This window comes from Streptomyces sp. AC558_RSS880, from assembly GCF_019049255.1.
Classification (GTDB): Bacteria; Actinomycetota; Actinomycetes; order Streptomycetales; family Streptomycetaceae; genus Streptomyces.
On sequence record NZ_JAGMUJ010000004.1, the window covers coordinates 39,567 to 58,432 of the forward strand.

Here is an 18,866-nt window from a genome sequence, read left to right on the forward strand (position 1 = left end):
CCTTCCGGCAACACCCCGAGTGCGGGACGCTCGCAGGTGGCGACACCCTTACGAGGAGGCAACGACGTGGTCGACGCGGATCAGACATTCGTCATCGTCGGAGGCGGCCTGGCCGGCGCGAAGGCGGCCGAGACGCTGAGAGCGGAGGGCTTCACCGGCCGGGTGATACTGATCTGCGACGAACGCGACCACCCCTACGAGCGTCCGCCCCTCTCCAAGGGCTACCTCCTCGGCAAGGACGAACGCGACAGCGTCTTCGTCCACGAGCCCGCCTGGTACGCGCGCCACGACATCGAACTGCACCTCGGCCAGACCGTCGACGCCGTCGACCGCACCGCGAAGACCGTCCGCTTCGGCGAGGACGGCACCGTCGTCCGCTACGACAAACTGCTGCTCGCCACCGGCGCAGAGCCCCGCCGCCTGGACATCCCGGGCACGGACCTCGCGGGCGTCCACCATCTGCGCCGCCTCGCCCACGCCGAACGCCTCAGGGGCGTCCTGACCTCCCTCGGCCGCGACAACGGCCACCTGGTGATCGCCGGCGCCGGCTGGATCGGCCTGGAGATCGCGGCGGCGGCCCGCCAGTACGGTGCGGAGGTCACCGTCGTCCACCGCGGCGAGACCCCGCTGCACTCGGTCCTCGGCCCCGAGCTCGGCCAGCTCTTCGCCGAGCTGCACCGCGAGCACGGCGTCCGCTTCCACTTCGGTGCCACGCTCACCGAGATCACCGGTCAGGACGGCATGGTTTTCGCCGCCCGCACCGACGACGGCGAGGAGCACCCCGCGCACGCCGTCCTCGCGGCGATCGGCGCGGCCCCGCGGGTCTCCCTCGCGCAGGCGGCGGGACTGGAGCTCGCCGACCGCGCGGCCGGCGGGGGCGTCCTCGTCGACGAGCGGTTGCGGACGTCGGACCCCGACATCTACGCGGCCGGCGACGTCGCGTCCTTCCCGCACGGCCTCTTCGACACGCGGCTGCGGGTGGAGCACTGGGCCAACGCGCTGAACGGCGGACCGGCCGCCGCCCGCTCGATGCTCGGGCGGGACGAGACCTACGATCGCGTCCCGTACTTCTTCACCGACCAGTACGACCTGGGGATGGAGTACTCGGGATGGGCGCCGCCCGGCTCGTACGACCAGGTGGTCATCCGGGGCGATGCGGGCAAGCGCGAGTTCATCGCGTTCTGGGTGAAGGAGGGGCGCGTGCTCGCGGGGATGAACGTGAACGTGTGGGATGTCACGGATCCGATCCAGAGGCTGATCCGCTCCGGCGCGCGGGTGGACACGGAGGCGCTGGCGGATCCGCACATGCCGTTGGAGAACGTCGGCGCCTAGTGTTCCCGTACGGTTCCCGAATCTTTCCGGCAGGTTCGCCGGCGGTCCGGGTGCGGCACAAGTCCCGCCGTGGGCAAGTGAATTCGGGAGCGTGAGGCCTGGAACCCCCGGGGTGGGATGGCCGATGATCGGAGCATGCGTTCACGAGACCAGCAGGACACCGCCGCTCGTCCTGCCCGGACCGCGCCCGCTGCCGCACGCGCGGCCGACGCCGCCGGTCCGGCGGTGTCCTCCGGCCCGGCGGTGTCCTCCGGATCCGCAGGGCCGATCGGACTCACCGCACCGGTGGGTCCGGCCGGGTCCGGTGGCCCGGCGGTCACGGGGCAGCTGCTGGCGTTGCAGCGCGCGGCCGGCAACGCCGCCGTCGTCCAGGCGCTGGAGCGGCAGCGGCGGGTCGGGCGTCCCCCGCACGGCCCTTCCCGCGGCCACGACGACCCCGCTCCCGTGCAGCGCCACGCGCACGGGCCCTCCTGCGGTCACGACGAGTCCGCGCCGGTGCAGCGTTCGTCCGTGCCGGACGTGCTGCGCGCCGCCGGACGGCCGCTGGACGGGGCGGTCCGCACGGAGATGGAGGCGCGGATGGGCGCCGACTTCTCCGACGTGCGGCTGCACACCGGGGCGGCCGCCCAGCGCTCGGCGGCCGAGGTGGGGGCCCGCGCCTACACCTCCGGCAGCCATGTCGTCATCGGCGCCGGCGGTGCGGACCGGCACACCCTGGCCCATGAGCTGACGCACGTCATCCAGCAGCGTCAGGGGCCGGTCGCGGGCACCGACAACGGCTCGGGGCTCAGGGTCTCGGACCCCTCCGACCGCTTCGAACGCGCGGCGGAGGAGAACGCCCGCCGTGTCCTGGCCGGTCCCGCACCCACCGAGGCGGCGCCCGTGCAGCGGGCGGCGGCCGCTCCCGCCCACTCCGACGGGGAGATCGCCGTACAGCGCGCCGGCGGCGAGGCGCCCTTCGACCACGCCCAGTACTACGCGAAGACGGACTGGCAGGCGTCGGCCGAGGAGTTCGAGAAGCGGCTGGGCGCCTACTCCTTCAGGCATCCGAGGGCGCTCGACGCGGCACGCAAGACCGTGAACCGGCTCAAGCAGCTGCTCATCGCCTACGCCCACGCGGAGCACAAGGACCCGGCACTCGCCAACAAGGCGTTCTTCAAGAACGACAGGACGAGCGCCGGGCAGGTGGGCGAGGGGATGACCACCGACCAGATCAAGGACTTCTTCTCCCGGGACGGCAACCTCCGTGAGCTGATGACGGCCGTCTACAACGCCGCCTACTACAACCAGGGAGCGGAACTCTCGCTCAAGAAGATCCTCAACGGCATCATCGGACCCAAGCCGCAGCTCGCGTCGACCCTCGGCATGAACGAGGAGGAACTGAAGAAGCACTCCGCGTTCCTCAACGGCTGGTCCCGGCTGCCCATGTGGGCCGCGGCGAACCTCGTGGGCAAGGGCTACAACTACGAGAAGGACCCGTACGCGCTGGGCAACCTGCTGTGGCAGTCGGCCCCGGAGACCTTCGTCGGCGACACCCGCGAAATGATCAGCAGCCAGAGCCCGCGCAAGAAGCGAAGCGACGCCGACAAGGAGGCCAACCGCAAGACCCCCCGCGACTACGCGGACCGCGGCGCCCCGCTCAGCGCGCGCGAGCTGGCGTTCGCCGGCAAGCCCGGTATGGACGACAAGCTGCCCTGGGACGAGGGCACCGCCTACTGGGAGATCCAGCAGAACGAGTCCTGGCCGAAGGAGAACGCCGCGCGCGGCATCCCGACCGTCGCCGGCATGTCCGGGACCACGACCCGGATGCTCAAGACCTTCCAGTGGATCAACGTGCCCGGGGTGGACGTCTTCGACTACCGGATGGCCGTGATGGGCTGGATGCTGCCGTCCTGGGACCACTCGCTCTACGAGATCCTGCGCGGTTCCTGGGCGGCCGGGGTCAAGGGGCCGGGCGAGTCCGCGGCCCGGGCGGGCAGGGGCGCGGCGCTGATGTACCAGAACATCGCGCCCTTCACGGAGGAGGAGCTGCGGCGGAACGTCTGCGTCGACGGACAGTTCCCGCACGAGCTGATGTACCTCGCCGAGGCCAACAAGCCGCGTGCGACCGACCCCGCGGCGAGCGGCTTCATGGAACCCGGCGAGCTCGCGGCCGGCGAGGCGCTGGGGAAGTACAACGCCTTCGTGGCGGGCGACACCGTGCCCACGCCGAGCATCGCCCAGTGGAAGGCGGACAACAACGGCGCCTCCACCGAGGCCGTCGCGGAGAAGTTCAAGCCCGCCCACGCGACCGCGCTGAAGGCGTACACCGGCGGTGCCCACCAGATGATCAACGCGGTGGTGCGCAGCCGGCTGCTGCCCGAGGGGTACGCGCCGTACGGCACCGTCGGCATGGCCACCGCCGGCGCCGAGGCCGTCTCACTGCGGCAGATCAAGAGCCAGCTCAGCTGGGCCGCCCAGGACAGCGCCCATGAGTCGGTGGCCACCCTCGAGGAGGATCTGGTGATCGGGCCGCAGCTCGCGGCCGCCTGGGGCACGGACCCGGTGGCCAAGAAGGCGGCGATGGCTGTCATCGACGCGCGCATCGAGGTCATCGCCCCCGTGCTCTTCGAGGAGCTCAAGATGCACGCCGACATGACGGTGGAGGCGCTGAACCGGCTGCCTCCCGTCAGGGGCACCGTCTTCCGCGGCGACTGGAACCTCGGCGGGGACGAGTCGGTCTACCGGCTCGGCAAGCAGGCCGCGCTGAACTACCGGCCGGGCTCCGTCTTCACGAGCTCCTTCGACAGCACCAGCAGGAGGGAGGACGTGGCGCTGGGCTTCATGCGCGGCCAGCGGGTCTCCGGCACGAAGACGCACCGGATCCTCCTGGAGCTGACGCTCACCGGGAAGTACGGCCGTGACGTCGAACCCTTCCACCACTACCAGGGCGACGAGTCGGAGGTCCTGCTCATGCCGGGCGCGAGCTTCAGGGTGGACAGGAGCGAGTGGAGGCACGACCCGGGTCACAATCCGGCGAACGGCGGCAGCGACTGGTACGAGCACGTCTACGCGACGGAGGTGTGAGGGCGCGCCGGACCGGTCCGAAGACCGCGTACGACACCGGGGACCTCCTCGGAGATCCCTCCGTCCGTCGCGGCCGCGGCGCCGTCGTGGCCGGTCGCGCCCACGTGGCGGAGCCGCCCATGTCACAGCTCCGCGTCCCTTCCGGGGCGCTCCACGCCCCGGAGACGTCCTGGCGCACCCGTAGAATCTACGCGTGGCTGGACGGATCAATGACGAGGACGTGAAGGCGGTTCGGGACGCGGTCCCGATCGACGCCGTCGTCTCCGAGTACCTCCAGCTGCGCAACGCGGGCGGCGGGAACCTCAAGGGACTCTGCCCCTTCCACGACGAGAAGTCGCCGTCCTTCCAGGTCAGCCCGAGCAAGGGACTCTTCCACTGCTTCGGCTGCCAGGAGGGCGGCGACACCATCACGTTCGTGATGAAGATCGACCACCTCTCCTTCTCGGAGGCGGTCGAGCGCCTCGCCGGACAGGCCGGCATCACCCTGCGCTACGAGGAGGGCGGGTACAACCCCACCCACCAGCGCGGCGAGCGCATCCGCCTGGTCGAGGCCCACAAGATCGCCGCCGAGTGGTACGCGGAACAGCTCGCGACCTCCCCCGAGGCGGACACCGGCCGGATCTTCCTCGCCGACCGCGGCTTCGACCAGGCCGCCGCCGTCCACTTCGGCGTCGGCTACAGCCCGCAGGGCTGGGACCACCTCACCCGCTTCCTGCGCGGCAAGGGCTTCAGCGACAAGGAGCTGATCCTCTCCGGCCTCTCCCAGGAGGGCCGCCGCGGCCCCATCGACCGCTTCCGCGGCCGGCTGATGTGGCCCATCCGCGACATCGGCGGGGACGTCGTCGGCTTCGGCGCCCGCAAGCTCTACGAGGCGGACACCGGCCCCAAGTACCTCAACACCCCCGAGACGGCGATCTACAAGAAGTCCCAGGTCCTCTACGGCATCGACCTGGCGAAGAAGGACATCGCGAAGGCGTCCCGCGCGGTCGTCGTCGAGGGCTACACCGACGTCATGGCCTGCCACCTCGCGGGCGTCACGACCGCCATCGCCACCTGCGGCACCGCCTTCGGCGGCGACCACATCAAGATCCTGCGCCGGCTGCTCATGGACAACGGCAGCGCGCGCGTGATCTTCACCTTCGACGGCGACGCGGCCGGCCAGAAGGCGGCCCTGCGCGCCTTCGAGGACGACCAGAAGTTCGCCGCCGAGACCTACATCGCCATCGCCCCCGACGGCATGGACCCCTGCGACCTGCGCCTCGCCAAGGGCGACGAGGCCGTCGCCGACCTGGCCGAACCCCGCACCCCGCTCTTCGAGTTCGCCCTCCGCCAGATCGTCCGCCGCTACGACCTCGACACCCCGGCCGGCCGCGCCGCCGCCCTCGACGAGGCCGCCCCGATCGTCGCCCGCATCAAGAACAGCGGCGCCCAGCACGAGGTCGCCGTCCAGCTCGCCGGGATGCTCGGCATCCTCGACACCCAGTTCGTCGTCAAGCGGGTCGCCCAGCTCGCCCGCTGGGCCCGCGAACGCGGCGGCAAGGGCCCGGCGCCGGACCACCGGCAGCGCGGGGGCGGCGGCGGTCCCCAGCAGTACGCCACCGCCCAGGCCGCCCCGCGCGGCCCCGCCCTCAACCTCCGCAACCCGGTCTTCGCCACCGAACGCGAACTGCTCAAGCTCGCCCTCCAGCGCCCGGAGCTGGTCTCCCCGGCCTTCGACGCGTACGGCGTCGACGAGTTCACCGCCCCGCCCTACGCGGCCGTACGCCAGGCGATCCTGGACGCGGGCGGCGCGGAGTACGGCACCCAGGACCCGCAGGAGTACCTGATCCGGGTCCGCGAGGCGGCCCCCGACGACACCGTCCGCGCCATGGTCACCGAACTCGCCGTCGAGGCGATCATGCTGCACCGGGGCGTCAAGGAGGTCGACGAGACCTACGCGGGCGCCCAGCTGGTCACCGTCCGGCGCCGTGCGGTCGAGCGCCGCATCAGTGATGTCGCCAGCCGCCTCACCCGGCTCAGCACCCACGGCGACCCGAGTGAACTGGCCGCCGTGCAGAACGAGTTGTGGGTCCTCCAGCAGTACGACCAGGCCCTGCGGGAGCACGGCGCGGCCGCGCTGTGAGGGCGGCCGGGGGCGGGCCCGGGTAATCGGCCGGTCACCGACCGGACGCAAAAAGTCATCGCACGCCCCTCGTGGGGACGATGTGTCGTACCCCACACTGGACCCGGTGCCTGAGTCCTCGGAGCGCGGCCGATCCGTCACCGACGGGTCCCGGACATCCGCGGGTCCGCTCATCGCGTACGGGACGGACAGCGGCGAGGCCGCCGATTCCGTCCCCGAAGTACCGCTGCCCCACCCCCCGGCAGCGATCATCCTGGAGGTCGCCCCCGTGCAGACCCAGACCCTCACCCAGCCCGACGCCGGCGTTCTCGCCGCCATGCCCGCGCAGAGCCGCGCCGCGCACCACCCCGAGACCCCGCCCGAGCCGGCCGAACCCCCGGCCGAGGCTCTGGAACCGGCCGAACCCGCCGAACCGCCCGCGCCGGTCCGGACCGAGACCGGCGGCCCCTCCTCGGACCTGTTCCGCCAGTATCTGCGCGAGATCGGCCGCATCCCGCTGCTGACCGCCGCCGAGGAGGTCGAGCTCGCCCGCCGTGTCGAGGCGGGGCTGTTCGCCGAGGAGAAGCTGCGGCTCACCCCCGATCTGGACAGCCGGCTCGCCGTCGACCTGGACCGGCTCGTCGTCATGGGCCGGATGGCCAAGCGGCGGCTGATCGAGGCGAACCTGCGGCTCGTCGTGTCCGTCGCCAAACGGTACGTGGGCCGCGGGCTGACCATGCTCGACCTGGTCCAGGAGGGGAACCTCGGGCTGATCCGGGCGGTGGAGAAGTTCGACTACGCGCGGGGGTACAAGTTCTCGACATACGCCACGTGGTGGATCCGGCAGGCCATGTCCCGGGCGCTGGCCGACCAGGCCCGGACCATTCGCGTGCCCGTGCACGTGGTGGAGCTCATCAACCGGGTGGTGCGGGTGCAGCGGCGGATGCTGCAGGAGCGTGGGTACGAGCCGACGCCGGACGAGGTCGCCGCGCAGCTGGACCTGCCGCCCGAGCGGGTCGGCGAGGTGCTGCGGCTCGCGCAGGAACCGGTGTCGCTGCACGCGCCGGTGGGCGAGGAGGAGGACGTGGCGCTCGGCGACCTCATCGAGGACGGCGACGCCGCGAGCCCGGTCGAGTCGGCCGCGTTCCTGCTGCTCAAGGAGCACCTGGAGGCGGTCCTCTCCACCCTCGGTGAACGCGAGCGCAAGGTCGTCCAGCTCCGCTACGGCCTCGTCGACGGGCGTCCGCGCACGCTGGAGGAGATAGGCCGCCTCTTCGGCGTGACCCGCGAGCGGATACGGCAGATCGAGTCCAAGACGCTGAACAAGCTCCGCGACCACGCCTTCGCCGACCAGCTGCGCGGCTACCTGGACTGACTGCGCCGCGCGGCTGCCGCGACGCCTCGACGGAACGGCCCCCGCCCTTCAACTGGCCGCATGCGTAGGGGTTATACGTCTTTTCACTGACGCCGCACCCGTTGTGTTCTGCCACCGTCTCCCTGGATGTGACCTCGGTACCGACGTGCCGGGCACAGGTGTCTGAGGAGTGAGCATGCGAGTGGACGGACTGCGGCGGGTTCCGGCGGCCGTGGCGATGCTGGCGGCAGCGGCCCTGCTGGCCGGCTGCGGAGGCGGCGACGAGGAGTCCACGGACGGCGGCAGCGATGCCGCGGCCGAGAGCTCGCGGAAGGGGACCTCGGAGGGGAAGGCGGGCGGCGGCCCGCTGGACGCGGCCGGTCTGGAGAGCGCGGCGGTCGCCGAGGCGGACCTGCCCGACTACACCTTCACCGTCTTCAAGCAGGGCACCGTCCTCGGCACCAAGGGCAAACCGGCCGACCCGGCGGCCTGCCAGCCCATCGAGGACATCCGACTGCGCTCACCCGAACCGGCACCGGCCGCGGCGGCGGCCCGCTCCGTCCACCCGAAGACGGACATCCAGGAAACCGAGATCGCGCTGTACGCCTACGCCAAGGCGGCCGACGCCGAGGAACTCCTCACCCGCGTCCGCGAGGCGGCGAAGGGCTGCACCGGGTACGAGGACGACATGGGCCTGAACCCGACCGTCACCGCCCTCGCCGACCCCGACCCCGGCCCGGGCGACGAGGCGGTCGCCTACCAGCGGGAGCTGTCCGGCACGGCGCACTGGTGCCAGGTGGTGCGCAGCGGCCCCCACGTCGCCGTCTTCAGCTGGAAGAGCCCGGTCGCGAACAAGAAGGCGGGCGAGGCCCCGGACGAGGTGATCACCGCCCAGCTGAAGAAGCTGACGGAGGCAGCGGGCACGGGCTGATCCGGGGACGCGCGCGTCCCCGGACCGGCCCGGGACGCGCGCGTCAGTCGACCTCCGCCACCGCCTGGGCGAACTGCGCCTTGTACAGGCGGGCGTACGCCCCGTCCGCCGCCAGCAGCTTCTCGTGCGCGCCCTGTTCGACGATCGCGCCGTTCTCCATCACCAGGATCGTGTCCGCGTCCCGGATCGTGGACAACCGGTGCGCGATCACGAACGACGTCCGCCCGTGCGCCAGTTGCGCCATCGCCTTCTGGATCAGCACCTCCGTACGCGTGTCCACGGAGCTCGTCGCCTCGTCCAGGACGAGGATCACCGGGTCCGACAGGAACGCCCGGGCGATCGTGATGAGCTGCTTCTCACCGGCGCTGACCCCGCTGCCCTCGTCGTCGATCACCGTGTCGTACCCGTCGGGCAGCGTCCGGACGAACCGGTCGGCGTGCGCCGCCCGAGCCGCCTCCTCGATCTCCTCCCGGGTGACCTCGCGCGCCGCACCGTAGGCGATGTTCTCCGCGATGGTGCCGCCGAACAGCCAGGTGTCCTGCAGCACCATGCCGATCCCGGCGCGCAGTTCGTCCCGGGACATCCGGGCGATGTCCACCCCGTCGAGCGTGATCCGCCCGCCGGACACCTCGTAGAACCGCATCAGCAGGTTCACCAGAGTCGTCTTGCCGGCGCCCGTCGGGCCGACGATGGCCACCGTGTGACCCGGCTCGACCGTCAGCGACAGGTCCTCGATCAGCGGCTTCTCGGGGTCGTACCGGAACGACACGTGCTCCAGCGCCACCCGTCCGCGCAACCGCTCGGGCTTCTCGGCCGGTGAGGCGTCCGCCTCCTGCTCCTCGGCGTCGAGCAGTTCGAAGACCCGCTCCGCTGAGGCGACACCCGACTGCACCAGGTTCGCCATCGAGGCGACCTGCGTCAGCGGCATGGAGAACTGCCGTGAGTACTGGATGAACGCCTGCACGTCACCGATGGACAGCGTGCCCGACGCGACCCGCAGGCCGCCGACGACCGCCACCAGCACGTAGTTGATGTTCGAGACGAAGAACATCAGCGGCTGCATGACGCCGCTGTTGAACTGCGCCTTGAACCCGGCCTCGTACAGTGCGTCGTTCTCCTCGGCGAACTTCCTCGCCGACTCCTCCTGCCGCCCGAACACCTTCACCAGGGTGTGCCCGGTGTACATCTCCTCGATGTGCGCGTTGAGGGTGCCGGTCGAGCGCCACTGCTGCACGAAGTGCGGCTGCGACCGCTTGCCGACGCGCGTGGCGACCACGAACGACAGCGGCACCGTCACCAGCGCGACCAGCGCGAGGATCCAGGAGACGTAGAACATCATCGCGAGCACGCCGATGATGGTGAGCAGCGAGTTGATCAGCTGTCCCATCGACTGCTGGAGCGTCTGCCCGATGTTGTCGATGTCGTTGGTGGCGCGGCTGAGCACCTCACCGCGCTGCCGCTTGTCGAAGTACGACAGCGGCAGCCGCGACAGCTTCGTCTGCACGTCCTCGCGCATCCGGAACATGGTGCGGTTGACCGCCCGGTTCACCAGCCGGGTCGCGACCGCCATCAGCAGTCCGGCGGCCCCGAACACCGCCAGCGCGAACAGCAGGACGTTGCCGACCGCCGTGAAGTCGATGCCCTCGCCGGGGGTGAAGTCGGTGCTGCGGAGCATGTCGGCGACATCGCCCTCGCCGCGCTCCCGCATCGAGTCGAGCACCTGTTCCTTGGTGGCGCCCTCCGGCATCTCGCGTCCGACGATGCCGGAGAAGACCAGGTCGGTCGCCTCGCCGAGGATCTTCGGCCCGATCACGCTGAGGCCGACGCTCAGGACGACGCAGGCCAGCAGCCCGTGGATCGTGAGGCGTTCGGGCTTGAACCGGGCGATCAGCCGTGTGCTCGACCCCTTGAAGTCGATCGTCCGCTGGTCGGGGCCGCCCCCGGCCATCATCCGTCCTCCGGGCCCCGCCATCAGGCAGCCTCCGCTTCCGTCAGCTGGGAGAGCACGATCTCCCGGTAGGTCTCGTTGTCCGCCATCAGTTCGTGGTGCCGGCCGGTGCCGACGACCCGGCCCTCGTCCAGGACCACGATCCGGTCGGCGTCCCGGATGGTCGCCACCCGCTGGGCGACGATCACCACGGTCGCCTCGGCCGTCTCCCGTGCGAGAGCCGCCCGCAGGGCCGCGTCGGTGGCGTAGTCGAGCGCGGAGAAGGAGTCGTCGAAGAGGTAGATCTCCGGGCGCTGCACCAGCGTCCGGGCGATCGCGAGCCGCTGGCGCTGACCGCCGGAGACGTTCGTCCCGCCCTGCGCGATCGGCGCGTCGAGGCCGCCCTCAAGACGCTCCACGAAGTCCTTGCCCTGCGCCACCTCCAGCGCGTGCCACAGCTCCTCGTCCGTGGCGTCCGGATTGCCGTAGCGCAGGTTCGTCGCCACCGTGCCCGCGAAGAGGTACGGCCTCTGCGGCACCAGTCCGACCGTCCTCGCGAGCAGCTGCGGCTCGACGTCCGCCACGGGCACGCCGTCCACCAGCACCTCCCCGTCGGTCGCGTCGAACAGCCGGGGGACCAGACCGAGCAGCGTGGACTTGCCGCTGCCGGTGGAACCGATCACGGCCGTGACCTCACCGGGCCGCGCCACCAGGTCGACGGCCTTCAGTACCGGCTCCTCGGCGCCCGGGTAGCGGAAGCCCGCGCCCCGGATCTCCAGATGTCCGTGCCGGCGCAGCTCGGTGACGGGCGCGACGGGCGGCACCACGCTCGACGACGTGTCCAGCACCTCGTGGATGCGCTCGGCGCACACCTCGGCGCGCGGCACCATCATGAACATGAACGTGGCCATCATCACGGACATGACGATCTGCATCAGATAGGCGAGGAACGCGGTCAGGTCGCCGATCTGCATCCCGCCGTCGTCGATGCGGTGCGCGCCGAACCACACCACCGCGATCGACGACAGGTTCACCACCGTCATGACCACCGGGAACATCAGCGCGAGCAGATTGCCCGTGCGCAGCGAGACATCGGTCAGTTCGGTGTTGGACGTCCGGAACCGCCCCTGCTCGTACGCGTCCCGTACGAAGGCGCGGATCACCCGGTTGCCGGTGATCTGCTCGCGCAGCACCCGGTTCACCGTGTCGAGCCGCTCCTGCATGGTCCGGAACAGCGGACGCAGCCGCCGTACGATCAGCGTCACGCAGAGGCCCAGCACCGGCACCACCGCGACCAGCACCCCGGACAGCGGGACGTCCAGGCCGAGCGCCATCACGATGCCGCCCACACACATGATGGGCGCCGACACCATCAGGGTGAACGTCATCAGGACCAGCATCTGCACCTGCTGGACGTCGTTCGTCGTACGGGTGATCAGCGAGGGCGCGCCGAAGTGGCCCACCTCACGCGCGGAGAACGACTGCACCCGGTCGAACACGGCGGCGCGCACGTCCCGTCCCAGCGCCGACGCGGTCCGGGCGCCGTAGTACACGGCACCGATGTTGCAGACGACCTGAACCAGCGAGACGGCGATCATCAGGGCGCCGTAGCTCAGGATGTAACCGGTGTCACCCTCGACGACACCGCTGTCGATGATGTCCGCGTTGAGCGTGGGCAGGTAGAGCGAGGCGCAGGTCTGCAGGAACTGCAGCAGCACCAGCAGGGCGATGGGTCTCTTGTAGGGCCGGAGATGGGTCCGCAGGAGTCGTATGAGCACGCTGAGTCTCTCGGAGTGGTCGGCGGGGGCGTTGGTTGCCCGTGGCCCCTATCGTCGAACACTCCACCCGCGTTACCTCAACCGAATTAATCCACCGGCTTGACGCACCGGCCCGGGCTACAGGTGGAACGCCCCCGGATGCGTCTGCTCGCGCACCGACACGTACTGCTGGCGCACCGCCTGCCCCACCGCCAGGTCCTCCCCGGGATCCAGCACCTGCGCCACCGGGCCCTGCCAGACGGGCGGGGTGCGCGGATCGAGGGTGCCCTGCGACGCCCCGAGCGCCCACGCCGCCTGCCGGGCCGCGCCGATCGCCGCGTAGTCCGCGGGCTGCGGCACCACCACCTGCGCCCCGAACAGCGCGGGCGCCGCCGACTGCACGGCTGGCAACTCCGCGGCCGGACCCAGCAGGAAGACCCGCCGCACCTCCACGCCCCGGCCGCGCAGCACGTCCAGCGCGTCCCCGAGCCCGCACAGCATCCCCTCGAACGCGGCCCGCGCCAGGTGCTCCGGCTTCATCGACTCGCGCCGCAGCCCGGCCAGCGTCCCCGCGGTGTGCGGCAGGTTCGGGGTGCGCTCACCCTCCAGGTACGGCAGCAGCACCAGCCCGTGCGACCCCGGCGTCGACTTCATCGCCAGGTCGGACAGGCTCTCCAGGTCGGGCACCCCGAGCAGCTCGGCGGTCCCGCGCAGGGCGCGCACGGCGTTCAGGGTGGTGACGACGGGCAGGTGCATGCCGGTCGCGTCCGCCAGCGAGGTGATCATCCCGTACTGGTCGACGAGCGCCTCGGGGTGCACGGCCATCACGGACCCGGACGCGCCCAGCGACACCACCGCGTCGCCCAGCCCGATGCCGAGCCCGAACGCCGCCGCCATCGTCTCGCCCGTACCGGCGGAGATCAGCAGCCCCTCCGGTGTCGTACCGGCCGCCTCCGCCGGGCCGATCACCTCGGGCAGCATCGCCTGGTGCCCGAGCGCCAGTTCCACCAGATCGGGCCGGTAGCCGCCGGTGGCCGCCGCCCAGTACCCGGTGCCGGAGGCCCCGCCCCGGTCGGTGGTGCGCCGCACCGGCCGGCCGAGGAGCTGCCACACCAGCCAGTCGTGCGCCTGCAGCAGTACGGCGGTACGCGCCGCGTTCTCCGGTTCGCTGCGGGCCATCCAGCGCAGCTTGGTCACCGGCTGCGCGGCCCCCGGCACACAGCCCACGGCCTGCGCCCACGCCTCGCGCCCGCCGAACGCGTCGATGAGGTCCGCCGCCGCGACCTGCGCCCGCTTGTCGCCGCCGGTCATCGCCGGCCGCACGGTGTTGCCCTGCGCGTCCAGCGGCACCAGCGCGTTCGCCTGCGCGGAGACGCCGATGGCCTGCACGCCCTCCAGCAGGCCACCGCCCGCGGCCTCGCCCAGGGACAGCAGCCAGGCCTGCGGGTCGACGTCGGAGGGACGGCCACCGCCGTCGGCGCTCTGTACCGGATGCTGGGCGTATCCCTGCCTGAGCACGGCTCCGGTGTCCGTGTCACAGACGACGATGCGAGTGAAGTCTGGCGCGCTGTCCAGTCCGGCGACTATCCCCATACGGCGATTTTGCCGTATGAGGAGGGGTGGGTGGGGCGTGGGCGCTCACAGGTTCCGCCGTTACGTGTTGCTGGTGCCCCAGTCGTCCTCGGCCGGGCCGTGGGCGGTGCGCTCGCGCAGCGTGCGGACCCGCTGGGCGACCGAGTCGGGCATGCGGTCGCCGACCTTGTCGCTGACCGCGTGGTACGCCTTGTCCGCGAACTCGCGGCCCTGCTGCGCCGCGCTCTCCGCGGTGTTGCGGACGGCGGGGTTCTGCGTGAACTGCTGCGCGGACCTCTTCATCTGTTCGTAGCGCTCGCGTCCGGCTTTCGTGCCCAGCACGTAACCCAGGACGACTCCGGCGACGAACGTGAGCCGGTAACGCATGTCGGCCACCCTTCCCGTTGTTCCAGTCTGCGTAGGTTTCCGGTGCGGCGACGGCGCCGGGGAGTACCGATTGGCGGAGCACCCCCCTGCTTGCGCTAATGTATGTGTCGCAGCGAGCGCGCGCCCCCTGGCGAATACCCAGGCGGATGCGTTCGATGCGACGAGGCATTCCTCCGTAGCTCAATTGGCAGAGCAGCCGGCTGTTAACCGGCAGGTTACTGGTTCGAGTCCAGTCGGGGGAGCTCGGTCCTCCGTAGCTCAATTGGCAGAGCAGCCGGCTGTTAACCGGCAGGTTACTGGTTCGAGTCCAGTCGGGGGAGCATGCTGAACGAGGACCCCGCAGGGGTCCTTTTTCATGTCCGGGGGAACCGTGCGGGGCTCGGTGAAGTCTCCATGGTCACGAAGACCGTACGCAGCCGACCATCCGAAGCAGGAGATCGTATGAGCGGCTATGCTGCGGCAGACGGCGCGCACACATGTACGCGACACGCCGTTATGGGGCGGTAGCTCAGCCGGTTAGAGCAGCGGACTCATAATCCGTCGGCCGTGGGTTCGAGTCCCACCCGCCCCACCATCACCTACGCGGGACGAGCCCTCACGGGCGGCGGCCCCCACCGGAGGAAGCCGGCCGGGCTCCGTCCCGCCGGCGGGTGCGGCGTGGCAGGGGCTCCCCGCAGCCGGCCGTACGGTCCGGCGGCGCCACCCCGCGGGAGCGGGATGAAGCGGTGGATGTGCCCACCATGACAACGGGCCGGACTCACCGGCCCGTTCGCCACACCGGACCTGTTCGGTGACGGTCTCATGCTGTCGGCGTTCCTCGCAGGGACCGCCGCCCCGGAACAGGACCGGCGGACCGGCTCCGGTGACGGGCGCCGGCCGTGCTGCTACTCGGCGGTCCCGTCGCCGGCCGTCGGCGCGTCCGCCGGGTCGCGTTCGCCCTCCGCCTGGGACGGGGTCGAGTGCGGTACCTCGGGGGTGGTCCACTCGTCGTCGTCCCGGTCGCCCTCGGCCTGGGACGGAGTGTGTTCGCTCAGCTCGCTCATGATGCTGCCTCCCGATCACGGGGCCGGTGGTCGTCCGTCGCCGGGTACCCCGCGCGGGCCGGTGTCATCGTGACGAGCGGCGGGCCAGGGCCCGGGACAGGGCGGAGCGGACCTCCTCGGGCGGGGGAGCGCCCTCCGCCTCCGCTCCGGCGGTGAGCGCCTCCGCGACCGCGCGGAGCTTGGTGTTGGACAGCTGGGACGCCTCCCGCAGGATGTGCCAGGCCTCGTCCGAGGTGCAGCCGTACGTGGCCATCAGGATGCCGCGGGCCTGGTCGATCACCGGACGGGAGACGATCGCCCGGCGCAGCTGCTCGACCTCCTCCTCGAGCAGGTGCAGCCGCTCCTCCCGCTCCAGCGCCACCGCCGAGACGGTCGGCGACGGCGCGCCCTCCGGGGCCGGGGAGCGCAGCGGGTCCGTGGTGTCGAGGCCGGCGAGTTCCAGGATGCGGCGCGGCTGGTCGTTCCAGCGGGTGGCCGTGACCGGCACCGACCGCCGCCGGCCGTGGTCGCGCAGCACCTCCAGGAACTCCAGTCCCGCCGTGTCCATGAAGTGCACGCCGCTCATGTCCACGTCGACGCGGGCCGTGCCGGCGGGCAGCCGCGCCAGCTTCTCCGCCAGGATCCGGGCGCACCCGCGGACCAGTTCGCCGCGCGGGGTGAGCAGCACCCGGTCCGCGTCCGTGTGACCGCCTATGACCAAGGTGTCCGGCCTTCCGGGAAGAGGGAGGGATGCCATGGAGGTCATGTCACCGCCTTGTCGGTCCTCGTGGGGGGTCGGGGCGTTCGGGTGAGGTCCGGCCGGCACCGGGAGCGGTAGGCTGCGCACGGTCCCGGTTGCGCTGGGGGTGCGCCTGCCCACCCTGCGGCGTCCTACACACCGTGCCGGGGGAGTGGCGGGGAACCGACGGGGTACCTGCAGGTCCGGGAGCGGGGGGAGACGGGTGTTGGGCGATCACCACCGGACGCCGTACGGGCCCGGGACTCCGGCGCCGTGCCTGACGGTGCGCCCACTGGAGGGCGGCCGCGGTGTCCGCGCGGCCGGGGAGATCGGCCTGGCCACGCATACGATCTGGGAGCGCGTGCTGGAGCAGGCGGTGCGCGAGGGTGAGGCCGTGTACTACCTGGAACTGTCCGAGGTGACGTTCGTCGACGTCGCGGGCGCCGGAGCGCTCGCGGCGGCGGCCGGGCGCCTCGGGGACGGCCGCCGGTTCGTGGTGCGCCGTCCGCCGCCCGCCCTGCGCCGGGTGCTGGAGATGTTCTGGCCCGGCCTGCCGACGATCGAGGTGTCGATGTCATGAGCGCCGCGGCCGAACCCCTGGAAACCCCCGCCGGTCCCTTCGTCCACCCCGCCCTCTTCTACCGGGACGACCAGGAGTACCTGGAGGGCACCGTCCCCTTCGTGCGCGAGGGACTCGCGGCGGGCGAGCCCGTGGCGGTCGCCGTGCCCGGCGACCGGCTGCGGATGATCCGGGACGCGCTCGGCGAGGACGCGGACACCGTCCGCCTCCTCGACATGCGCGAGGCCGGACGCAACCCCGGCCGGATCATCCCCGGCGTGCTGCGCGCCTTCGCCGACACCCACCCGGCCGGGCAGCGGGTGCGGATCATCGGCGAGCCCGTCTGGGCCGGCCGCTCCGCGGCCGAGTACCCCGCCTGCGTCCAGCACGAGGCACTGATCAACGCCGCCTTCCAGGGCCGCACGGTGACGATCCTGTGCCCCTACGACGCCGTGCGCCTGCCCGCGCACGTCCTCGCCGACGCCCACGCCACCCACCCCACCGTCATCCCCGCCGGGTCCCGCCCGGCGCGGGACAGCGAGGCGTACGCCCCCGACGCGGTCGTCGCCCGCTACAACGAGCCGCTGCCGCTCGTGACGGACGCGATGACCTTCCCGTTCGTCGCCGAGTCGCTGACCCCGGCCCGGCACGCCGCCTCCGAGGAGGGACGGCGGCTCGGCCTCACCGGCGTCACCCTGGGGGACCTGGCCCTCGCCACGGCCGAGCTGACCACGAACAGCGTGGTCCACGGCGGCGGTTCGGGGGTGCTGCGGATCTGGGCCGAGGACGGCCACGTGCTGTGCGAGGTGCGCGACCGGGGCCGGATGACCGACCCCCTCGCGGGGCGCCGCCCCGCCTCGCGCGACCAGCGCGGCGGGCGCGGCCTGCTGATGGTCCATCTGATCGCCGACCTGGTGCGCGTGCACACCGGGGACGAGGGCACGACGATCAGGTGCTGGTTCCCCCGCTGACGCCCGCCCGGCCGCCCGCGCCCGCGGGTGCCCGCCGGGGCGAGGGAGTACCGGTCCCCCGCTGACGCCCGCCCGCTGACGCCCGCCCGGTTCAGGCCCGCAGCGGGTCCAGCACGATCGGTGCGATCCTGCCCTCCAGCATCTCGCCCAGCCCCTGTACGGCGCAGAGCTCCGGCCGCTCGGCGATGTGCACCGGCATGCCCGTCGCCCGACGCAGCATCTGGTCCAGGCCCGGCAGCAGGGCGCTCCCGCCGACCATCATGATCCCCCGGTCGACCAGGTCGGCGACCAGATCCGGCGGGCACTCCCGCAGCGTCCTGCCGATGCCGTCGAGGACGGCGGTGAGCGGCGTCTGGATGGCCTGCCGCACGGCGGCCGTGTCGACCCGCACACAACGGGCCAGACCGGTGGCCACGTCCCGTCCGTGGATCTCCGTCGACTCCGGGCCCTGCGAGGTGAGCCCGTTGTCGTGCAGGGCGAGCTGCAGGGGCCGTACGGACTGGCTCGGCAGCACCAGCTCGTGCTGGTAGCGCAGGAGCTGCACGATCGCGTTGTCCACGGCCTCCCCGCCGACGGGGACGCGTTCCGCCGCCACGATCGCCCCGAGGGAGAGCACGGCCACCTGCGTGGCCGCCGCACCGCACACCATGATCATGGTGGCCTCGGGCTGCTCCACCGGCAGACCGCAGCCGACGGCGGCGGCGAGGAGCGTGTCGACCAGCTCCACCCGGCGGGCGCCGAGACCGACCAGGGTCTCGATCGCGGCGCGCTGGGCGAGCGGATCGGCGTCGTGCGGGACACAGGCGGCGGCCCGCAGCCGGGGCCTGCGGCGCAGGGTGCGGCGCATCTTGTCGCCGATCAACTGCCGCAGCATGCGCTGGGCCATCTCGATGTCGACGACCGTGCCGCCGGAGACGGGACGTACGACGCGGATGTAGTCCGGCGTACGGCCCGTCATCTTCTCCGCGAGCTCACCGACCGCCATCAGCGCTCCGGTGCGGGTGTTCACGGCGGCGGTGGACGGCTGGTCGATGACGAGTCCGGCGCCCTTGACGTACACCCGGGTGCGGGCCGCCCCCAGGTCGACGGCGAAGTGGCAGCGGCGCAGCTGCTCCAGACTGGCGGTCACGGCGGTTCCTCCCGAGTGC

General features: G+C 71.9%; 14 protein-coding genes and 3 tRNA genes. 10 read left to right on the forward strand and 7 right to left on the reverse strand.

Annotation, left to right across the window (positions count from 1 at the left end; all coding sequences use genetic code 11):
- The first annotated feature begins 66 nt into the window (after positions 1-66).
- The 5 genes from KUM38_RS01500 to KUM38_RS01520 all read left to right on the forward strand — a co-directional run bounded on the left by KUM38_RS01500 (position 67) and on the right by KUM38_RS01520 (position 8,784).
- Entirely contained in the window at positions 67-1,332 is a 1,266-nt protein-coding gene (locus KUM38_RS01500) for an FAD-dependent oxidoreductase (RefSeq protein WP_217127415.1), read from the forward strand.
- A 135-nt stretch (positions 1,333-1,467) separates the two neighbouring features.
- Positions 1,468-4,398: a DUF4157 domain-containing protein gene (locus KUM38_RS01505; RefSeq protein WP_254396520.1), complete on the forward strand. Its 2,931-nt coding sequence runs from the start codon at positions 1,468-1,470 to the stop codon at positions 4,396-4,398.
- Positions 4,399-4,591: 193 nt separating this feature from the next.
- Entirely contained in the window at positions 4,592-6,520 is a 1,929-nt protein-coding gene (gene dnaG / locus KUM38_RS01510; RefSeq protein WP_217127416.1) for a DNA primase, read from the forward strand.
- Positions 6,521-6,626: 106 nt separating this feature from the next.
- A complete protein-coding gene (locus KUM38_RS01515) occupies positions 6,627-7,874 on the forward strand; it encodes an RNA polymerase sigma factor (RefSeq protein ID WP_217127417.1) in 1,248 nt (415 codons plus the stop codon).
- Between the two features lie 175 nt (positions 7,875-8,049).
- Entirely contained in the window at positions 8,050-8,784 is a 735-nt protein-coding gene (locus KUM38_RS01520) for a hypothetical protein (RefSeq protein WP_217127418.1), read from the forward strand.
- Positions 8,785-8,827: 43 nt separating this feature from the next.
- On the opposite strand, the gene KUM38_RS01525 is transcribed toward KUM38_RS01520, so the two are convergent.
- From KUM38_RS01525 to KUM38_RS01540, 4 genes are all read right to left on the reverse strand, one after another.
- Positions 8,828-10,756, reverse strand: coding sequence for an ABC transporter ATP-binding protein (locus KUM38_RS01525; RefSeq protein ID WP_217127419.1), 1,929 nt, complete (start codon positions 10,754-10,756; stop codon positions 8,828-8,830).
- Positions 10,756-12,489 (reverse strand): ABC transporter ATP-binding protein, encoded by a 1,734-nt coding sequence (locus KUM38_RS01530; protein WP_217127420.1) that lies wholly within the window; start codon positions 12,487-12,489, stop codon positions 10,756-10,758. The genes KUM38_RS01525 and KUM38_RS01530 overlap by 1 nt, the downstream gene beginning before the upstream one ends.
- A gap of 117 nt (positions 12,490-12,606) precedes the next feature.
- On the reverse strand, positions 12,607-14,061 hold the full coding sequence (locus KUM38_RS01535) for an FGGY family carbohydrate kinase (RefSeq protein ID WP_217127421.1): 1,455 nt from the start codon (positions 14,059-14,061) through the stop codon (positions 12,607-12,609).
- A gap of 60 nt (positions 14,062-14,121) precedes the next feature.
- Positions 14,122-14,427, reverse strand: a complete 306-nt coding sequence (locus KUM38_RS01540; protein WP_217127422.1) for a YtxH domain-containing protein — start codon at positions 14,425-14,427, stop codon at positions 14,122-14,124.
- A gap of 169 nt (positions 14,428-14,596) precedes the next feature.
- Between KUM38_RS01540 and KUM38_RS01545 the strand changes: the two genes are divergently transcribed.
- From KUM38_RS01545 to KUM38_RS01555, 3 genes are all read left to right on the forward strand, one after another.
- Positions 14,597-14,669: transfer RNA gene (locus tag KUM38_RS01545), tRNA-Asn, on the forward strand.
- 5 nt (positions 14,670-14,674) lie between these two features.
- Positions 14,675-14,747, forward strand: a tRNA-Asn gene (locus tag KUM38_RS01550).
- Positions 14,748-14,924: 177 nt separating this feature from the next.
- Positions 14,925-15,001 (forward strand) — tRNA-Ile (locus KUM38_RS01555).
- Between the two features lie 310 nt (positions 15,002-15,311).
- Here the strand turns inward: KUM38_RS01555 and KUM38_RS01560 are convergent.
- Both KUM38_RS01560 and KUM38_RS01565 read right to left on the reverse strand, forming a co-directional pair.
- The gene (locus KUM38_RS01560) at positions 15,312-15,470 is read right to left on the reverse strand and encodes a hypothetical protein (protein WP_217127423.1); all 159 of its coding nucleotides are present in this window, start codon (positions 15,468-15,470) and stop codon (positions 15,312-15,314) included.
- 64 nt (positions 15,471-15,534) lie between these two features.
- Positions 15,535-16,215 (reverse strand): ANTAR domain-containing protein, encoded by a 681-nt coding sequence (locus tag KUM38_RS01565; RefSeq protein ID WP_217127424.1) that lies wholly within the window; start codon positions 16,213-16,215, stop codon positions 15,535-15,537.
- 256 nt (positions 16,216-16,471) lie between these two features.
- Here KUM38_RS01565 and KUM38_RS01570 point away from each other — a divergent pair, with 256 nt between their 5' ends.
- Complete coding sequence (locus KUM38_RS01570) at positions 16,472-16,768, forward strand: STAS domain-containing protein (RefSeq protein ID WP_374227028.1); 297 nt, start codon at positions 16,472-16,474, stop codon at positions 16,766-16,768.
- On the forward strand, positions 16,765-17,718 hold the full coding sequence (locus tag KUM38_RS01575; protein WP_217127426.1) for an anti-sigma factor RsbA family regulatory protein: 954 nt from the start codon (positions 16,765-16,767) through the stop codon (positions 17,716-17,718). The genes KUM38_RS01570 and KUM38_RS01575 overlap by 4 nt, the downstream gene beginning before the upstream one ends.
- A 91-nt stretch (positions 17,719-17,809) precedes the next feature.
- Here KUM38_RS01575 and KUM38_RS01580 read toward each other — a convergent pair whose 3' ends face one another.
- Positions 17,810-18,847 (reverse strand): rod shape-determining protein, encoded by a 1,038-nt coding sequence (locus KUM38_RS01580; protein ID WP_217127427.1) that lies wholly within the window; start codon positions 18,845-18,847, stop codon positions 17,810-17,812.
- Between the last annotated feature and the right edge of the window lie 19 nt (positions 18,848-18,866).

Bases quoted from the DNA above. Each gene is read 5' to 3' on its own strand.
- KUM38_RS01505 (WP_254396520.1), top strand. From the start codon at position 1,468: ATGCGTTCACGAGACCAGCAGGACACCGCCGCTCGTCCTGCCCGGACC.
- KUM38_RS01520 (WP_217127418.1), top strand. From the start codon at position 8,050: ATGCGAGTGGACGGACTGCGGCGGGTTCCGGCGGCCGTGGCGATGCTG.
- KUM38_RS01565 (WP_217127424.1), bottom strand. From the start codon at position 16,215: ATGACCTCCATGGCATCCCTCCCTCTTCCCGGAAGGCCGGACACCTTG.
- KUM38_RS01540 (WP_217127422.1), bottom strand. From the start codon at position 14,427: ATGCGTTACCGGCTCACGTTCGTCGCCGGAGTCGTCCTGGGTTACGTG.
- KUM38_RS01575 (WP_217127426.1), top strand. From the start codon at position 16,765: ATGAGCGCCGCGGCCGAACCCCTGGAAACCCCCGCCGGTCCCTTCGTC.
- KUM38_RS01525 (WP_217127419.1), bottom strand. From the start codon at position 10,756: ATGGCGGGGCCCGGAGGACGGATGATGGCCGGGGGCGGCCCCGACCAG.
- KUM38_RS01560 (WP_217127423.1), bottom strand. From the start codon at position 15,470: ATGAGCGAGCTGAGCGAACACACTCCGTCCCAGGCCGAGGGCGACCGG.
- KUM38_RS01535 (WP_217127421.1), bottom strand. From the start codon at position 14,061: ATGGGGATAGTCGCCGGACTGGACAGCGCGCCAGACTTCACTCGCATC.